Origin of the sequence: Streptococcus equinus (genome assembly GCF_049393735.1) — a bacterium.
GTDB classification, from domain to species: Bacteria; Bacillota; Bacilli; order Lactobacillales; family Streptococcaceae; genus Streptococcus; species Streptococcus equinus_G.
The window spans coordinates 1,385,811-1,401,105 of sequence record NZ_CP185946.1 but is presented as its reverse complement, the minus strand read 5'-3'; the positions used below and the strand labels follow the sequence as shown (position 1 = coordinate 1,401,105).

The window sequence follows — 15,295 nt, the reverse complement described above, 5'->3', positions numbered from 1 at the left end:
CAACCTGTCCTAGGTTGATACGTATTTGGCGTAGCCTAGAGGGCAACTAAGAAATTATAGTGATTTCTTGATTGCTAGTTCAGGAAGGTTGTTTGTCTTTTTATCTCTTATTTTATGTATTTAAAAGAAATTGAAATGCAGGGCTTTAAGTCCTTTGCCGACAAGACAACAATTGAATTTGATAAGGGAGTGACAGCTGTTGTAGGTCCTAACGGTTCTGGTAAATCAAATATTACTGAAAGCCTCCGTTGGGCACTTGGTGAGTCTTCTGCAAAAAATCTGCGTGGTGGCAAGATGCCAGATGTCATTTTTGCAGGTTCTGAAAATCGTAAGCCACTTAACTACGCACAAGTTGTTGTCAACTTGGATAACTCGGATGGTTTCATTAAAGATGCCAAAGAAACAATTCGTGTTGAACGTCACATTTATCGAAATGGTGACAGCGAATATTTGATTGATGGACGTAAAGTTCGTTTACGTGATATTCATGATTTGTTTTTGGATACTGGTCTGGGGCGTGATTCATTCTCAGTTATTTCCCAAGGGCGTGTCGAAGAAATTTTTAATAGCAAACCTGAAGACCGTCGCGCAGTGTTTGAAGAAGCAGCTGGTGTTTTAAAATACAAAACTCGTAAAAAAGAAACGCAAGCTAAGCTAAATCAAACTCAAGACAACTTAGACCGCTTGGATGACATTATTTATGAGTTAGAAGCGCAAGTTAAGCCACTGGAACGTCAAGCACAAGTTGCTAAAGAATTTATCGTTTTAGAAGACGAGCGTAAACAGCTTCACTTAAATATTTTAGTTGAAGACATTCAAACTGACATGGCACGCTTGAGTAAGTTAAAAGAAGACCTAGCAGAAATTAAATCAAACTTGTCTGCTTACTACGAGCAACGTCAGAAATTTGAAAAAGAAAATCAAGATTTAAAAGAAAAACGTCATCAGTTATCTGAAGAAATGGCGAAAAAACAAGCTGGTTTGGTTGATATTACCAAAGCTATTTCTGATTTTGAACGTCAAATGGATTTGCTTGCTTTGGAATCAAGTCAAAAAGAAGAGAAAAAACAAGCAGCTAGCACAAAATTGGCTGATTTGAAAGAGAGTCAAGCAAGTTTACGAGAAGAGTTAGCTCAAAAAGAAAATCAGCTTGAGCAGTTAGATAGTCAGCTAACTCAAACAACGGCTACTATTCAAAAATTGCAGGCTGAATTAGATCGCTTTTCAACAGATCCTGATCAAATCATTGAAAAATTACGTGAAGAATTTGTTGGCTTAATGCAAAAAGAAGCAGATTTGTCTAACCGTTTGACCATGACGATTGCTGATATTGATAATCAAAAACAATTATCAGAATCAAAATCTGAAGAATTGGCACAGACAAAGGCAAATTTAGCTGAATTGAAAGAAAATGCTAAGCAAGCTTTAGATACTTTTGAAGCTACACGTGGTAAGGTTAAAGAATTGCTCGATGCTTACCAAGAATTATTTGCTAAGACTAGCCAACTCGAAAAAGATTATCAAGCTGAGCAAACAAAAATGTTTGATCAACTTGATGTCATCAAATCAAAAGAAGCTCGTAAGTCAAGTCTTGAGTCAATTCTTAAAAATCACAGCAATTTTTATGCTGGTGTCAAATCAGTTTTGCAAGCTTCTAGCCAACTTGGTGGGATTATTGGTGCGGTGAGTGAGCATTTGAGTTTTGATCGCAAGTACCAAACGGCACTTGAAATTGCTCTTGGCGGCTCAAGCCAGCATGTGATTGTTGAAGATGAAAACGCCGCAAAACGTTCAATCGCATTCTTGAAACAAAATCGTCAAGGTCGTGCGACATTCTTGCCATTGACAACGATTAAAGCACGTCACTTATCACAGCAGAACCATTCTATTTTGACATCAAGTCAAGGATTCCTTGGTGTGGCAAGCAGTTTGGTGTCATACGATGAACGTTTGGAAAATATCTTCCAAAACCTTCTTGGAGTGACAGCTGTCTTTGATACCGTCGATAATGCTAATAAGGCTGCGCGTGCACTGCATTATCAAGTGCGTTTGGTGACTTTGGATGGGACAGAAATCCGTCCAGGTGGTTCATTCTCTGGTGGTGCTAATCGTCAAAATAACACTACCTTTATCAAGCCAGAACTTGAAAATCTGATTGCTGAGTTGAATGAGCTTCAAGCAAGTCAAATCAAGCAGGAAAAACATGTTCAATCACTTCAAGAAACTTTGCGAGCTAATAAAGAACAATTAGCTACTTTGAAAGCTCAAGGCGAAGAAGCTCGTTTTGCCGAACAAAAAGCTGAACTTGAATATCAACAATTGGCTGAGCGTTTAAATGATGTTAATCAGCTTTGCAAACAACTTGAGGAAAATGGAACAGACCACAGTTCAAATGACCTGGAAGCTCAAAAATCTCACTTTGAAGCTGAATTAACAACACTTGCAGAACGTAAGCAAGAATTGACAAGTGAAATTGAGCAAATCAAAGCTAACAAAAACTCAATTACACAAAAAGTTGATAGCCTTCGTCAACAGTTGTCACAAGCCAAATTGCAAGAACGCGAGTTATTGAGTGAACGTAAGTTTGAATCAGCTAACAAGACACGTCTTGAAATCAGCTTAGCAGAAAATAAATCTGAAATAGCAAAATGTGAAGAGTTACTTGCCTTTCATGCTAGTGATAATCAAGTCGAAAATCTACCAGATTTACAAAAACAACACAATGAAGCAATTGAAAGAAAAGCTAGTGAAGAAGAGCGCTTAGTTAGTCTTCGATTTGAATTAGAAGATTGCGAAGCTAATCTTGAAGAGCTTGAAGAGCAAGTTGCTAAAGAAAATCAGAAAAATGAAGAATTGATTCGCAAACAAGCTCAAATTGAAGCGCAAGTGAGCCAAGTTTCTGAACGTTTGCGTGGTTTTTCAACTGATTTGACTGAAGACTATCATATGACTTTAGACGAAGCAAAAGAAGCAAGCCAAGCTGTCGAAAATATGGAAACGGCTCGTGAACGATTGCAAGAATTGCGCCGTCGTATTAAAGCACTTGGACCAATTAACCTAGATGCTATTTCACAATATGATGAAGTCAATGAACGTTTGAAATTCTTGAATGGTCAAAAAGAAGATTTGGTTCACTCTAAGAATCTTCTACTTGATACCATTAACGAGATGGATGACGAAGTGAAATCTCGTTTCCAAGTGACATTCAATGCTATTCGTGAATCATTCAAAGAAACCTTTAAACAAATGTTCGGTGGCGGTTCTGCAGACCTTTCACTGACAGAAGGTGACTTATTAACAGCGGGAATTGAAATTTCCGTTCAGCCACCAGGTAAGAAGATTCAGTCACTTAACCTGATGTCAGGTGGGGAAAAAGCACTTTCTGCTTTAGCTCTGCTATTTGCCATCATTCGCGTGAAAACTATTCCATTTGTCATTCTTGATGAGGTTGAAGCGGCGCTTGACGAGGCAAATGTCAAACGATTTGGTGATTACCTCAACCGCTTTGATAAATCAAGTCAGTTCATCGTAGTCACTCACCGTAAGGGAACAATGGCTGCCGCTGACAGTATTTACGGGGTAACCATGCAAGAATCAGGAATTTCACGTATCGTATCAGTTAAGCTGAAAGATGCTGAAAATCTTGTAGAATAACATTAAAGAGGAAAAATGTTAAATAAACTAATTGCACATAGTTTAATAAAGTATCACGAAAAATACTTAGTGATAAAACGTGTTGCCACAAGCTATGGTAGAAATAATGTTTATCCGTTTTATTGGGATATTCCTGGTGGAAGTGTTGAGAGTGAGGAATTGCCGAAAGCTGCTGCTGTCAGAGAGTGTCTTGAAGAAGTAGGACTTCAGATCAAAATAGATGATATTATTCATGAAGATAGTAATTTAGATAATGGTATTGTATACACTAGATTAGTTTATGATGCTCATCTTCCTAAGAATAAGGAAATAATTGTTACATTGAATCCCGAAGAACATACTGACTATCGTTGGATAAGTGATTTGAATGATTTGGATGGAGAAAAAATTGTTCCTTATTTGGCAGAAATATTGGAAAGTAAATAGTTTTTGTGATATTAGACAACCTCCCAACTAATTCTAGTTGGGAGGTTAGTTATATTCAAATGGTTTAGTTGGTTGCCGCAGTTTCTGTTTGTGATTCTATTGTTTCGTCAGTTTGATTGTCTGATAAAGTGGTTGTGAGTGTATCAGCACTTTCTTCTTGATTATCTGAGAGTTCTGCTGTGTCAGATTCGGTTTTTGTGTTCTGACTGTACTGGTCTGAAATCTTGTAAAAGACGCCGTTTACGAATTGCTGTGTTGACTCATAGTCGAATCGGCTGAGCTGCGTAGCAAATAAGCGGTCACGCCCGTAATCAGATGGGTCAGAATCAGTAATGTTAAAATGCCAGTTAGGAATTTGCTTGCCTGCAGGATAGTAGTATAAGATAAATCCTCCAGTTAGGGATGAAATCTGAGAAACAGCTTCGCCATTATCATCGTAGGCAAGTGCTGACAGAGTTAATTTTCCGTCTTGTGACACCAAACCTTGCGGTGAGAATTCAAAAGTGAACCCATTAGCGTCCTGCCAAGTACCAGCAAGACTTGAAAAATCCCCCTGAGCTAGCGCAGCACAATCAAAACAACTGTTCTCGTTACTAACTTTTCGAGAATCGATAATTTCTTTTCCACTCTTTACTAGAGTATCAGTAATCTTTTTCTCATTTGGAAGTTCGAATAAATCAAGGCGCTTTTTGCCTTCTTTTTTACGAGTTGCTGCTGAAGTGCTTTTACGAGATTTTGGCTTGGAATGACTGTTTTGAGTGATGTGAGCAGTTGTTGGTTGGTATTTTGAATGTTGATTGACAGCCAAAGCTCCTCCACAGAAACTCACTACTAGTAAACCAGAAATCCAAAAATAGTGCTTGCGTTTTTTCATGATATACCTCTTCAAAATTTACTTCTCAATAATATATTCGAAAAAATTTTAAAAAACTTGGATTTTTTTCAAAAAAATTGAAAAACTTTTTTGAAGGAGAAAAGAATGGAGTATTAGCAGGAAAATTACAGTGTTTTTTGTTAGAATAGAATTATGTAATTTGAGGGAGAGAGAAATGGTAAAACTTGTTGCGACAGATATGGATGGAACCTTTTTAACAAGTAAAGGTTATTTTGACGGTGGTCGTCTCCATAATGTCCTTGAAAAATTTAAAGAAAATAATATGCTTTTTGTAGCAGCTAGCGGTCGTTCAATGCTAGCTTTGGAAAAAATGTTTCAGCATCATGCCGATAAAATGGCATTTATCGCTGAAAATGGAACACTCGTTAAAGTCGGAGATAAGGTTGTCTTTGAGTCTGGCTTGTCAAAACCACAATTTTTAGAAATTACCGATACTTTGATTGAGAGTCCATATATGGATGGATATGATTTCCTTTTATCAGGTGAAAAAGGTGCTTATTTGCACCCGAAAGCTAGTGATGAATACCTAGATTTTATCAGTCATTATTATGAAAATGTGCAACGTGTCGATAATTTGGCAAACGTTACTGATAATATTTTGAAAGTTACGGCTAACTTTTCTGAAGACACTGTGCGAAAAGGTGAAGCTTGGTTTAACGAACGCATTGATTATGTCAAAGCAGTAACGACTGGTTTCAAATCAATCGATATTATCCTTTCTGATGTTAATAAACGAACAGGTCTTGAGGCACTTTGCGAATCTTATGGTTTGTCTGCTTCTGAAGTTGTGGCTTTTGGTGATAATCTTAATGACTATGAAATGCTCGAATTTGCTGGAACAGCCGTAGCAACAGAAAATGCTAGGGAAGAAATCAAGGAAATTTCAAGTGAAATCATTGGGCACTGCGATGACGAATCAGTTATGGATTACATGGAAGGATTAGTTGATTAATGGCAGATATCAAATTACTTGCCTTGGATTTGGATGGGACACTTTTTAACAGTAAAAAAATTGTTACGCGTGAAAATAAGCTAGCGCTCAGAGCTGCACGTGATAAGGGTGTCAAAGTGGTCATCACAACAGGACGTCCACTAAAAGCTATTAGTGGCTTGCTTGAAGAGTTAGATTTGATTTCTGATGAGGACTACATTATCACTTTCAATGGTGGATTGGTTCAAAAGACAAATGGGGAAATTTTGGACAAAAGTGAGTTGACTCGTTCACAGTTAAAACTCTTGTACAGCCATCTAGAGCCACTTGCTCTTCCATTTGATGTGCTTAGCGACGGTATCGTATACAGCCTTGCTTGCCGTGGCAATATTTCGCATTACCCAGAAGCAAATCCAACTCTTGATTTTGTTACGGTTAATAGCTTTGCTGAAATTCCTGAGAATGTGATTTATAACAAAGTCGTCAGCGTGACAAATCCAGAATTTTTGGACCAACAATTGCTAAAATTGCCAAAAGAGTTACACCAACATTTTGAAATTTTTAAATCACGTGATATTATAGTAGAAATGATGCCTAAAGGTGTTCACAAAGCTGCTGGTTTAAATCAGTTGGTGGAGCACTTGGGCTTATCATCAAAAAATGTCATGGCTATGGGTGATGAAGAAAATGACCTTTCTATGTTGAAATGGTCAGGCTTAGGCGTTGCTATGGCAAATGGCGTTGCAATCGCAAAAGAAACAGCAGACGTTGTGACTAGTCGTACAAACGAAGAGTCAGGTGTCGCAGAAGCTGTTGAAAAATACATTTTACAAGCGAAGTAGAAAGGATGAGAGAAACTTAGCGTTCTCTTGGTAGCTTAATATGGGATTATTTGATCGTTTATTTGGAAAGAAAAAGGATACTGAAGAAGTTGTTGAGGAGCAAAAAAATACTCAAGAACTTGACAAAAAAGAAGCAGAGGAAGCTCTTGATACAACTGTAGCAGAGCACGTAACGGAAGAAACTGTTAGTGAAGATTCTGAGCAGGTAGCAATCGAAGAAGTTGTAAAAGAAGCCACTCAAGAACCATCAACCTCTAATGAATTTTCAAACGTTATGGCTGATTACTATGCTAAAAAAGAAGCAGCCCAAGCAGCTCTTGACCGTGGTGAAACAGTTGAATTTGAGGCAGTTGAAACACGTAAAGAGGTTGAAGAAGTGTCTGAACCAGAAGCACCAGTTAGCGCTCCTGTTGAGACAGAAGAGGAAAAATACAATCGTAGTCTTAAAAAGACACGTACAGGTTTTAGTGCACGTTTGAATGCTTTCCTTGCCAACTTCCGTCGTGTAGACGAAGATTTCTTTGAAGAACTTGAAGAAATGCTCATCCTATCAGACGTTGGTGTTAACGTGGCAACTCAGCTAACAGAAGATCTTCGTTATGAAGCTAAGCTTGAAAATGCCAAAAAAGCTGATGATTTGAAACGTGTTATCATCGAAAAATTGGTTGAAATTTATGAAAAAGACGGTGTCTTCAACGAAAAAATCAATTTCCAAGATGATTTGACAGTTATGCTTTTTGTTGGTGTTAATGGTGTCGGTAAAACAACATCAATCGGTAAACTAGCTTACAAATACAAAAACGAAGGCAAAAAAGTCATGCTTGTTGCAGCGGATACTTTCCGTGCTGGTGCAGTTGCTCAGCTTGCTGAATGGGGACGTCGTGTTGGTGTTCCTGTTGTGACTGGTCCAGAAAAAGCTGATCCAGCTTCAGTCGTTTTTGATGGTATGGAAAGAGCTGTTGCTGAAAACGTTGATGTCCTTTTGATTGATACTGCTGGACGTTTGCAAAACAAAGATAACTTGATGGCAGAGCTTGAAAAAATTGGTCGCATCATCAAGCGTGTGGTGCCTGATGCGCCGCATGAAACCCTTCTTGCTCTTGATGCCTCAACAGGTCAAAATGCCCTTAGTCAGGCTAAAGAATTTTCAAAAATCACTCCGTTGACAGGACTTATCTTGACTAAAATCGATGGAACTGCCAAAGGTGGTGTCGTTCTTGCCATCCGTCAAGAACTTGATATCCCAGTTAAATTCATCGGATTTGGTGAAAAAATCGATGATATCGGTGAATTTGATTCTGAAGACTTTATCCGTGGTCTCCTAGAAGGGATTATTTAAGGATATGCTTGATTTTGTAAAAGTGCATTTGTCGACAATTTTGCTCACTTCAGCAACATTCGTCTTAACTTTGATTTATCTTGCTGAGAGTAATTGGACAATCACGATTGTCTGGGCACTTATGACTCTTATTAATATTGCTCGTTTATTTTTTGCTTATTTCAAAAAATAGAAAAAATCCCTCTATAAAGAGGGATTTATTTTTTTAGTTAAAAGACTCGATAGACATAAGGATTATCAGGCTCATCAGTTTCTTTGAATGTTGAAACGTGTAAAACAGGCAAGGTTTGTTCAAGTGTTTTATCATACTCGAGGCTAATTGTACCCGTAGCTGTAATCCAAGTGTTATCTTTATAGCTTGTTTCATTTCCTGTGGTTAAAAGCCCATAAACACCTGAATCGGCGATACAGTGAATGATACCAAATCGGAAAAGGAATTGATAACCATCGTGCCCAGGCTCATTGTAGACAAAGCCAGTGTAGGTGATATTTCGACCAGAAAATTCATCTGGGAAAAGATAGATGAGTTCCATGATTTCCATGTAATTGTCCGTTGTAATGGTTAAGTCACCTGAACCTTGATATTTTCTCATTTCTTTTTTCATTTCTTTGTCATAAGCAGAAGAAGTGAAGTAAAGGCTCGTATCAGGTTTTAGGTATTGAACCCGCGTACCATCATCACTAACAGTACCAGTAGAGCCTGCAGCTAGCGGGAAATGATATCCCTTAGCTGAAACTGTCGTCGAATCAAGAGAAACAGTCGGTACTAATAGACCAATGAAAATCGGAATGGCAAGAATAATTGGACTTGTTATTTTAGCCAATTTACCATGCAAATGGCTGTGCAATTTCATGTCTTTCATCCAGATAACCAGCTGAATAATGGCTAGAATAAATGATAGAACCATGGAAATGTAAGCTAAGTATGCATAGTGAGTATTGATGTACTGGCTTAATTTTCCAGTGATTTGGAGGTACATGGTTAATTCAAAATAGCCAACAAGAATTAAAAATCGAATCATCCAATCACCCCCACAAGCATACAATAAATGACAATCATAACAACAGAAACGCTGATAAATTGTGCGATAAAGCGAGTCTTAAATGATTTTAGCATCATCATGAGATTCTTGATGTCCACCATAGGACCAATCAAAAGAAAGGCAAGAACAGGTGCTGTACCAAATGATGATAGCAGAGAAGCTCCGATAAAGGCATCAGCCTCACTACAAAGTGATAAGATAAATGCCAGAAGCATCATGATAAGAATGGCTGTTAAAGAATTACCACCGATTGTTGTCAGAATGCGTGTTGGCAAGTAAATTTGCATGGCTGAGGCAATCAAAGACCCAAAGACCAAATAACGTCCTGTATCAAACAACTCATCAATGGCATGCGCTAGCGCAAGAAATATCTTTCGGTACCAAGGCTCATTTGAGTAATTATGAAAATGGCACGGTGCTGCATTTTCTTTTAAGATATTATCATCGACGACAAAGCCAAGCATGATACCTAAAGTCATCGCTACAACAATGGCACCCAGTAACCTCAACCCTAAAAAGCGCCAGCTATTTCCAAAAGCTGAATAAGTCGCAAATAATACGATGGGATTAATAATCGGTGCGGTTGCCAAAAAAGGAATAGCCGTGTAGCTTGGAACTTTCTTTTCCAAAAAACGTGTGATAATCGGGACAATCCCGCACTCACAAGATGGAAAGACAAAACCAATAAAAGTTCCAAAAATGATTCGTAGTATCTTATTTTTAGGAAGGTATCGCTGAACCAAATCTGGTGTGACGTACACTTCGATAATACCAGAAAAAATAGTTCCTAATAAAACAAAAGGCAGTGCCTCGATAATGATTGATATAAAAATAGCAAACCATTGTAAGACACTTGCTGGTAATTGATTAAAAATGGTCATAAAAACTAATTAGTCGCTTTCTTTGTTTCGTTGTCCTCATTTTTCTTTTCTTTTTCAGGGTCACTAGAAACTTTTGGAAAACTTGCAAAGCTTGCAAACATTGATTCTAAGTCATCTTGACGTTTATGAGTGATTGCCATAATTGGTAGCCTCTTTTCTATATATAATCACCCATTATTATACTATCAATCGCTTAATTCTACAAAATTTTGCTGGAAAAATATAAAAAGTCAGTTAATAAAAATCAGTAAATATTAACTTAAAATCTTTCAAAACTCTAGTTAAAAACACTGTTTGAGGCATTTTTTTGATATAATGGATAAGCTATGAAAAATGAAAATATAATAAAAATTGCTCAAGAATTGGGAGTTAAAGAAAGTCAAATTGCTAAGGTTTTAGACTTAACGTCACAAGGAAATACCATTCCATTTATCGCTCGTTATCGTAAAGAAATGACTGGTAATTTGGATGAGGTTCAGATTAAGTCTATTATCGATTTAGATAAGAGCATGACAGCTCTTGCTGAACGTAAAGAGACTGTTCTTGCTAAGATTCAAGAGCAAGGTAAACTAACAGCTGAGCTTCAAAAAGCTATCGAAGCAGCTGAAAAGCTCGCTGATGTTGAGGAGCTTTATCTTCCTTACAAAGAAAAACGCCGCACAAAAGCAACAATTGCCAGAGAAGCAGGGCTATTTCCATTAGCACGCTTGATTATGCAAAATAAACCCTCTCTTGAAACACAAGCGCAGTCATTTTTGACAGAAGGCTTTGAGACAGCAGAAAAAGCACTTGCTGGCGCGTGTGAAATCTTGATTGAATCATTCTCAGAAGATAACCGTCTTCGTTCATGGGTTTACAATGAAATCTGGTCATACAGTTCAGTTACATCAACAGTTAAAGATGAAGACGCGGATGATAAAAAGACCTTCCAAATCTACTATGATTTTTCAGAAAAAGTTGGTAAAATTCAGGGGTATCGTATCCTTGCTCTTAACCGTGGGGAAAAACTTGGTATCTTGAAAGTTGGTTTTGATCACAATACTGATAAAATGATTCGACTTATGGCATCACGTTTTAAAAATAAGAATGCTTATATCGATGATGTTATTTCAAAAACAATCAAGAAAAAAATTGTTCCTGCAATGGAACGTCGCATTCACAGTGAGCTAACTGAGAGTGCCGAAGATGGTGCAATCGAACTTTTCTCAGAAAATCTTCGTAATCTTCTTTTAGTGTCTCCATTGAAAGGAAAAATTGTTCTCGGATTTGACCCAGCCTTTCGTACAGGTGCCAAGCTTGCTGTCGTTGACCAAACTGGAAAACTAATGACAACACAAGTCATCTATCCAGTTCCACCAGCTAGTCAAGCCAAGATTGAGCAGTCTAAGAAAGACTTGGCTGATTTGATTCGCACTTATGGCATTGAAATCATTGCTATCGGAAATGGGACAGCTAGTCGTGAGAGTGAAGCATTTGTTGCGCAAGTCTTGAAAGATTTCCCAGATGTTTCTTACGTGATTGTCAATGAAAGCGGAGCTTCTGTCTACTCTGCTTCAGAGCTTGCACGTCATGAGTTTCCAGATTTGACTGTTGAAAAACGCTCAGCTATTTCCATTGCACGTCGTTTGCAAGACCCACTTGCAGAACTTGTTAAAATCGATCCAAAATCAATCGGTGTCGGTCAATATCAACACGATGTCAGTCAGAAAAAACTTGCTGAGAACCTTGACTTTGTTGTTGATACCGTTGTTAACCAAGTCGGCGTTAATATTAACACAGCAAGCCCAGCACTTTTGTCACATGTTTCAGGACTTAACAAGACAATTTCTGAAAATATTGTTAAATATCGTGATGAAAATGGTCGAATCACTTCTCGTGAAGAAATCAAGAAAGTGCCGCGTTTGGGAGCTAAAGCCTTTGAACAAGCTGCAGGTTTCTTGCGCATTCCAGGTGCTGAAAACATTCTTGATAATACAGGTGTTCACCCAGAGTCATATAAGGCTGTTGAACATTTATTAAAAGAACTTGCTATCACTGATTTAGATGATTCTGCGAAAGTGAAATTACAAGCTGTATCAATCAAAGAAATGGCTGAAAAAATCAATATTGGACAAGAAACATTAAAAGATATCATTGCTGACCTCTTGAAACCAGGACGTGATTTGCGTGATGATTTCGAAGCGCCAGTCCTTCGTCAAGATGTTCTAGATATTTCAGACCTTGAAATCGGTCAAAAATTAGAAGGAACTGTACGAAATGTTGTCGATTTCGGTGCTTTTGTTGATATCGGTCTTCACGATGACGGATTGATTCACATTTCTCAAATGAGCAAATCTTTTGTCAAACACCCAAGTCAAGTAGTTTCTGTTGGTGATGTTGTGACAGTTTGGGTTTCAAAAATTGATAAAGAACGCGGAAAAATTAATCTTTCATTGGTAGATTTACGTGAACTTAACTGATTATGTGAAAACTGTCTCACTAGAAGATTTTGATAAACCCTTTTTGCATACAGCGACTTGGAACGCTCGTCTGCGCACAACTGGTGGACGTTTTTTTCCAGCGGATGGTCATCTTGATTTTAATCCGAAGCTTTATGAAGCATTTGGAGAAGAATTTTTTCGAAAAATCGTTCGACATGAGCTTTGCCATTACCATCTTTATTTTGGAGGTAAAGGCTACAAGCATTCAGATGCTGATTTTAAAGAACTATTGCGAAAAGTTGATGGAGTTCGCTACGCTCCAAGCCTTGCTAAGAAGGAGCATTTTTACCGCTATCGTTGTCAAAAATGTGGTCAAGAATATCACCGAAAACGCCGTGTTAACACTAAAAAATACGTTTGTGGACGATGCCATGGCAAATTATCGTATGTTGACATAAGATAATCTTACTTTCAATTTAAAATCAGTCGTAAGGCTGATTTTATTTTAAAGGATATTTTGTATAATACTTATAGTGAGAAAAGGAAGGAAGGGATGAAAATGAAATCAGCTCTTTATAAACAGCGAAAAAATAAACTGGTTTGCGGTGTTTGTGCCGGAATTGCTGATAAGTTTGGCTGGGACTTGCCTTTGACACGTGTTTTAGCAGCTTTGCTAATGTACTTTTATGGTTTTGGTATTGTGCTATACATTCTCTTAGCAATTTTTCTTCCTTACAAAGAAGATCTCGATCGTGACAACTATGGTACGGGGCCACGTCGAAGAAAGGATGCTGAAGTTGTTGACGATGATGACAAAGACAACGACGGCTGGTTCTGGTAACCACTAGCAAAAAAGTTTTTAATGTTTGTAGTTAATAGTCTAGATAAGTATAACAGGAACTTATCCTAGTCTTAAGAAACGATAAAAGGTTTGAGTTCCGTTCTCAAACCTTTTTTTGACACTTGAAGTGAAATTTCCAAAAGCTTGCGTTAGCGCTTACTTTTTAGGATTATTATGATATAATAATGAAAAAAGAGGAAAAGGACTGAACAGAATTGTTAAATACTCTGAAAATAGGCCAAATGTAGTAACAGTCTATTTTTCATTTTTCAATTCATTTACATTTTTTGTAAAAAGTTCATGGTATGGGGCATGTCAGTTACTGTAAAAATGTTGGTAGACAAGGTAAAACTTGATGTTATCTACGGTGATGATGACTTATTAGCAAAAGAAATAACAACGGCAGATATTTCACGACCAGGTCTTGAAATGACTGGATATTTTGATTATTATTCGCCTGAGCGTTTGCAACTTTTGGGAATGAAGGAATGGTCATATTTGACAAAAATGACGTCACATAATCGTCGTCATGTTTTGCGAGAAATGATTAAGCCTGAAACACCAGCAATCATTGTTGCTCGTAATCTAGCAATTCCTGAAGAAATGCTAGCTGCTGCTAAGGAAAAAGGCATTGCTATCTTGCAAAGTCACGTTCCAACGAGTCGTTTATCAGGTGAAATGTCATGGTATCTTGATTCTTGCTTGGCTGAACGCACAAGTGTTCACGGTGTTTTGATGGATATTTATGGCATGGGTGTCTTGATTCAAGGTGATTCAGGTATTGGTAAAAGTGAAACTGGTCTTGAACTTGTTAAACGTGGTCACCGTCTTGTGGCAGATGACCGTGTTGATGTCTTTGCCAAAGATGAAGAAACACTTTGGGGTGAACCTGCTGAGATTCTTCGCCACTTGTTAGAAATTCGTGGTGTCGGAATTATCGACGTTATGAGCCTTTACGGTGCAAGTGCTGTTAAAGATTCATCACAAGTTCAATTGGCGATTTACCTTGAAAATTACGAATCTGGTAAAGTGTTTGATCGTCTTGGAAACGGAAATGAAGAACTTGAATTATCAGGTGTCAAAATTCCGCGCTTACGTATCCCTGTCCAAACTGGTCGAAACATGTCTGTTGTTATCGAAGCAGCAGCCATGAACTATCGTGCAAAACAAATGGGATTTGATGCTACTAAGACTTTTGAAGATCGTTTGACACAACTCATTACAAAGAATGAGGAATCAAATGATTAATCCAATTGCGATTCAATTTGGTCCTTTTGCAATTCGATGGTACGCTCTTTTCATTGTGTCAGGTATGCTTCTTGCTGTTTACCTTGCGATGAAAGAAGCACCGCGTCGAAAAATAATTCCAGACGACATTTTAGATTTTATCTTGATTGCATTTCCGCTTGCTATTATCGGTGCGCGTCTCTATTATGTGATTTTTGATTTTAACTACTATGCTAGTCAGCCATGGACAGAAATCTTTGCTGTTTGGCACGGTGGTTTAGCCATTTATGGAGGCTTGCTGACAGGTGCTATTGTCTTGTTTATCTTTTCGTATTATCATGCGATTCACCCGCTTGATTTTCTTGACATTGCGGCTCCTGGAGTGATGATTGCGCAAGCCATTGGACGCTGGGGAAATTTCGTCAATCAAGAAGCCTATGGTAAAGCTGTTAAAAGCTTAAACTACCTTCCAGATTTTATTAAAAATCAGATGTATATTGATGGTAGTTACCGTGTTCCGACCTTCTTGTATGAGTCAATGTGGAACCTGCTTGGGTTTGTCATTATCATGAGCTTAAGACACCGCCCACATTTCTTTAAACAAGGTGAAATTACTTTCTTTTACCTGATTTGGTATGGATGTGGACGCTTTGTGATTGAAGGAATGCGAACAGATAGCTTGATGTTCCTTGGCATGCGTGTGTCGCAGTGGTTATCAGCAATCTTGGTTATTATCGGTATTGTGATGATTGTCTGGAGACGAAAACAAAAGGATGTTCCTTATTATCAAAATTAG

15 protein-coding genes are annotated in these 15,295 nt (G+C 37.9%); 11 read left to right on the top strand and 4 right to left on the bottom strand.

The genetic code is table 11. The annotated features are described in order from the left end of the window. Positions 1 to 114 precede the first annotated feature (114 nt). Both smc and ACNTMY_RS07020 read left to right on the top strand, forming a co-directional pair. Positions 115 to 3,654 carry a chromosome segregation protein SMC gene (gene smc, locus ACNTMY_RS07025; RefSeq protein ID WP_423215913.1) on the top strand — a complete coding sequence of 1,180 codons (3,540 nt, stop codon included), beginning with the start codon at positions 115 to 117 and terminating at the stop codon, positions 3,652 to 3,654. 15 nt (positions 3,655 to 3,669) lie between these two features. Continuing rightward, a complete protein-coding gene (locus ACNTMY_RS07020; RefSeq protein ID WP_423215912.1) occupies positions 3,670 to 4,080 on the top strand; it encodes an NUDIX hydrolase in 411 nt (136 codons plus the stop codon). A gap of 64 nt (positions 4,081 to 4,144) precedes the next feature. Here the strand turns inward: ACNTMY_RS07020 and ACNTMY_RS07015 are convergent, their stop codons facing one another. Continuing rightward, on the bottom strand, positions 4,145 to 4,954 hold the full coding sequence (locus tag ACNTMY_RS07015; protein WP_423215911.1) for a DUF6287 domain-containing protein: 810 nt from the start codon (positions 4,952 to 4,954) through the stop codon (positions 4,145 to 4,147). 175 nt (positions 4,955 to 5,129) lie between these two features. On the opposite strand from ACNTMY_RS07015, the gene ACNTMY_RS07010 reads away from it, so the two are divergent. The 4 genes from ACNTMY_RS07010 to ACNTMY_RS06995 are packed head-to-tail and all read left to right on the top strand — an operon-like array spanning position 5,130 to position 8,259. Next, the gene (locus ACNTMY_RS07010) at positions 5,130 to 5,927 is read left to right on the top strand and encodes a Cof-type HAD-IIB family hydrolase (protein ID WP_423215910.1); all 798 of its coding nucleotides are present in this window, start codon (positions 5,130 to 5,132) and stop codon (positions 5,925 to 5,927) included. Further along, positions 5,927 to 6,748, top strand: a complete 822-nt coding sequence (locus tag ACNTMY_RS07005) for a Cof-type HAD-IIB family hydrolase (protein WP_423215909.1) — start codon at positions 5,927 to 5,929, stop codon at positions 6,746 to 6,748. Before ACNTMY_RS07010 ends, ACNTMY_RS07005 begins: the two co-directional genes overlap by 1 nt. 40 nt (positions 6,749 to 6,788) lie before the next feature. Further along, positions 6,789 to 8,087: a signal recognition particle-docking protein FtsY gene (gene ftsY, locus ACNTMY_RS07000; protein ID WP_423215908.1), complete on the top strand. Its 1,299-nt coding sequence runs from the start codon at positions 6,789 to 6,791 to the stop codon at positions 8,085 to 8,087. 4 nt (positions 8,088 to 8,091) lie between these two features. After that, positions 8,092 to 8,259 carry a cytochrome O ubiquinol oxidase gene (locus tag ACNTMY_RS06995; protein ID WP_423215907.1) on the top strand — a complete coding sequence of 56 codons (168 nt, stop codon included), beginning with the start codon at positions 8,092 to 8,094 and terminating at the stop codon, positions 8,257 to 8,259. A 37-nt stretch (positions 8,260 to 8,296) separates the two neighbouring features. Here ACNTMY_RS06995 and ACNTMY_RS06990 read toward each other — a convergent pair whose 3' ends face one another. The 3 genes from ACNTMY_RS06990 to ACNTMY_RS06980 are packed head-to-tail and all read right to left on the bottom strand — an operon-like array spanning position 8,297 to position 10,151. Next, a complete protein-coding gene (locus ACNTMY_RS06990; RefSeq protein ID WP_423215906.1) occupies positions 8,297 to 9,109 on the bottom strand; it encodes a TIGR03943 family putative permease subunit in 813 nt (270 codons plus the stop codon). After that, a complete protein-coding gene (locus ACNTMY_RS06985; protein ID WP_024343740.1) occupies positions 9,106 to 10,011 on the bottom strand; it encodes a permease in 906 nt (301 codons plus the stop codon). The genes ACNTMY_RS06990 and ACNTMY_RS06985 overlap by 4 nt, the downstream gene beginning before the upstream one ends. 5 nt (positions 10,012 to 10,016) lie before the next feature. Further along, positions 10,017 to 10,151 (bottom strand): SPJ_0845 family protein, encoded by a 135-nt coding sequence (locus ACNTMY_RS06980; RefSeq protein WP_423215905.1) that lies wholly within the window; start codon positions 10,149 to 10,151, stop codon positions 10,017 to 10,019. 186 nt (positions 10,152 to 10,337) lie between these two features. Between ACNTMY_RS06980 and ACNTMY_RS06975 the strand changes: the two genes are divergently transcribed. The 5 genes from ACNTMY_RS06975 to lgt all read left to right on the top strand — a co-directional run bounded on the left by ACNTMY_RS06975 (position 10,338) and on the right by lgt (position 15,295). Next, complete coding sequence (locus ACNTMY_RS06975; RefSeq protein ID WP_423215904.1) at positions 10,338 to 12,470, top strand: Tex family protein; 2,133 nt, start codon at positions 10,338 to 10,340, stop codon at positions 12,468 to 12,470. Beyond that, complete coding sequence (locus tag ACNTMY_RS06970) at positions 12,457 to 12,894, top strand: SprT family protein (protein ID WP_423215903.1); 438 nt, start codon at positions 12,457 to 12,459, stop codon at positions 12,892 to 12,894. Before ACNTMY_RS06975 ends, ACNTMY_RS06970 begins: the two co-directional genes overlap by 14 nt. A gap of 96 nt (positions 12,895 to 12,990) precedes the next feature. Next, positions 12,991 to 13,272 (top strand): PspC domain-containing protein, encoded by a 282-nt coding sequence (locus ACNTMY_RS06965; protein WP_021142827.1) that lies wholly within the window; start codon positions 12,991 to 12,993, stop codon positions 13,270 to 13,272. 312 nt (positions 13,273 to 13,584) lie between these two features. Further along, positions 13,585 to 14,520 (top strand): HPr(Ser) kinase/phosphatase, encoded by a 936-nt coding sequence (hprK, locus tag ACNTMY_RS06960; RefSeq protein WP_021142826.1) that lies wholly within the window; start codon positions 13,585 to 13,587, stop codon positions 14,518 to 14,520. Further along, on the top strand, positions 14,513 to 15,295 hold the full coding sequence (lgt, locus tag ACNTMY_RS06955) for a prolipoprotein diacylglyceryl transferase (RefSeq protein ID WP_423215902.1): 783 nt from the start codon (positions 14,513 to 14,515) through the stop codon (positions 15,293 to 15,295). Before hprK ends, lgt begins: the two co-directional genes overlap by 8 nt.